This is a genomic window from Peribacillus acanthi, from assembly GCF_003073175.1.
GTDB lineage: Bacteria > Bacillota > Bacilli > Bacillales > DSM-1321 > Bacillus_BN > Bacillus_BN acanthi.
This window is the reverse complement of record NZ_QBBX01000024.1, coordinates 50,594-52,298: the sequence shown is the minus strand read 5'-3', so window position 1 is coordinate 52,298 and position 1,705 is coordinate 50,594. Positions and strand designations below refer to the sequence as shown.

The 1,705-nt window shown below is 48.3% G+C and carries 12 tRNA genes and 1 rRNA gene; all 13 read left to right on the top strand.

The window, feature by feature from the left end:
* Positions 1 to 198 precede the first annotated feature (198 nt).
* The 13 genes from rrf (at position 199) to DBX25_RS18460 (ending at position 1,540) form a co-directional block, all read left to right on the top strand.
* Positions 199 to 314: ribosomal RNA gene (gene rrf, locus DBX25_RS18520) — 5S ribosomal RNA — on the top strand.
* A 9-nt stretch (positions 315 to 323) separates the two neighbouring features.
* A tRNA-Val gene (locus DBX25_RS18515) sits at positions 324 to 399 on the top strand.
* 8 nt (positions 400 to 407) lie between these two features.
* Positions 408 to 483 (top strand) — tRNA-Thr (locus DBX25_RS18510).
* Positions 484 to 622: 139 nt separating this feature from the next.
* Positions 623 to 698 (top strand) — tRNA-Lys (locus DBX25_RS18505).
* Positions 699 to 707: 9 nt separating this feature from the next.
* Positions 708 to 792 (top strand) — tRNA-Leu (locus DBX25_RS18500).
* A 3-nt stretch (positions 793 to 795) separates the two neighbouring features.
* Positions 796 to 870, top strand: a tRNA-Gly gene (locus DBX25_RS18495).
* Positions 871 to 879: 9 nt separating this feature from the next.
* A tRNA-Leu gene (locus DBX25_RS18490) sits at positions 880 to 968 on the top strand.
* Positions 969 to 978: 10 nt separating this feature from the next.
* A tRNA-Arg gene (locus tag DBX25_RS18485) sits at positions 979 to 1,055 on the top strand.
* Positions 1,056 to 1,064: 9 nt separating this feature from the next.
* Positions 1,065 to 1,141: transfer RNA gene (locus tag DBX25_RS18480), tRNA-Pro, on the top strand.
* A gap of 26 nt (positions 1,142 to 1,167) precedes the next feature.
* Positions 1,168 to 1,243, top strand: a tRNA-Ala gene (locus tag DBX25_RS18475).
* Positions 1,244 to 1,268: 25 nt separating this feature from the next.
* Positions 1,269 to 1,345: transfer RNA gene (locus DBX25_RS18470), tRNA-Met, on the top strand.
* Positions 1,346 to 1,355: 10 nt separating this feature from the next.
* Positions 1,356 to 1,432, top strand: a tRNA-Ile gene (locus DBX25_RS18465).
* Between the two features lie 15 nt (positions 1,433 to 1,447).
* Positions 1,448 to 1,540: transfer RNA gene (locus DBX25_RS18460), tRNA-Ser, on the top strand.
* Positions 1,541 to 1,705: the final 165 nt, after the last annotated feature.

Genomic DNA, 1,705 nt, shown 5'->3' with positions numbered 1-1,705 from the left:
TGATCAGGTTGATAGGTCTGAGGTGGAAGCGTGGCGACACGTGGAGCTGACAGATACTAATAGATCGAGGACTTAACCACAATCTATACTCATGTGTCGCAAAAAAATCCTTATTGTTATCTAGTTTTGAAAGAATAAAAAATTATTCTTGCATTTTAGAGAAAACATATTATAATAATATTTGTCTCTAATAATTTGTCTGGTGACGATGGCGAAGAGGTCACACCCGTTCCCATTCCGAACACGGAAGTTAAGCTCTTCAGCGCCGATGGTAGTTGGGGGTTTCCCCCTGTGAGAGTAGGACGTCGCCAGGCTTTAAATATGGAGGATTAGCTCAGCTGGGAGAGCACCTGCCTTACAAGCAGGGGGTCGGCGGTTCGATCCCGTCATCCTCCACCATTATATTTGCCGGTGTAGCTCAGTTGGTAGAGCAACTGACTTGTAATCAGTAGGTCGTGGGTTCGACTCCTATCGCCGGCACCATTTAGTACGAGCCATTAGCTCAGTCGGTAGAGACGAGCCAAACTTCTATGAATATGCTACGAGTTGCGGAATTTACTTCTTGCAAAGAGGTAAATGGAGCACATCTTTAATACTTGGTAGCGAAGATATATTATATACCGAGCCATTAGCTCAGTCGGTAGAGCATCTGACTTTTAATCAGAGGGTCGGAGGTTCGAGTCCTCCATGGCTCACCATTTAGTTTAGCGGATGTGGCGGAATTGGCAGACGCACCAGACTTAGGAACTGGCGCCTTACGGCGTGGGGGTTCAAGTCCCTTCATCCGCACCACTTGCGGAAGTAGTTCAGTGGTAGAATACAACCTTGCCAAGGTTGGGGTCGCGGGTTCGAATCCCGTCTTCCGCTCCAATCTAATTTGCCGGGGTGGCGGAACTGGCAGACGCACAGGACTTAAAATCCTGCGGTAGGTGACTACCGTACCGGTTCGATTCCGGTCCTCGGCACCACTTATATGATGCGCCCGTAGCTCAATTGGATAGAGCGTCTGACTACGGATCAGAAGGTTATGGGTTCGACTCCTTTCGGGCGCGCCATATTATATACGGGGAGTAGCTCAGCTTGGTAGAGCACTTGGTTTGGGACCAAGGGGTCGCAGGTTCGAATCCTGTCTTCCCGACCATTTTAAATTCCCATTCATACAAATTTGGGGCCTTAGCTCAGCTGGGAGAGCGCCTGCCTTGCACGCAGGAGGTCAGCGGTTCGATCCCGCTAGGCTCCACCAATTATCCTTAATAACTTTATTTTTTGGCGGTGTAGCTCAGCTGGCTAGAGCGTACGGTTCATACCCGTGAGGTCGTGGGTTCGACTCCCTCCGCCGCTACCAAAAAAATGAAGGACCTTTAGCTCAGCTGGTTAGAGCAGACGGCTCATAACCGTCCGGTCGTAGGTTCGAGTCCTACAAGGTCCACCACTATTTATTATATACGGAGGAATACCCAAGTCCGGCTGAAGGGATCGGTCTTGAAAACCGACAGGGGTGTTAAAGCCCGCGGGGGTTCGAATCCCTCTTCCTCCGCCATATTTATTTTAATATAAACATGGCTTAATATTGTATCATTTTTACTATCGCGGGGTGGAGCAACGAGCGAAGCTTCTGTGAAAATTCTTCGAGTTGTAACAATTGATTTGCTTCATGAGTATGCTTGTAGAGATTGTTACAGTCTAAGGTAAATTTAGCGCATAA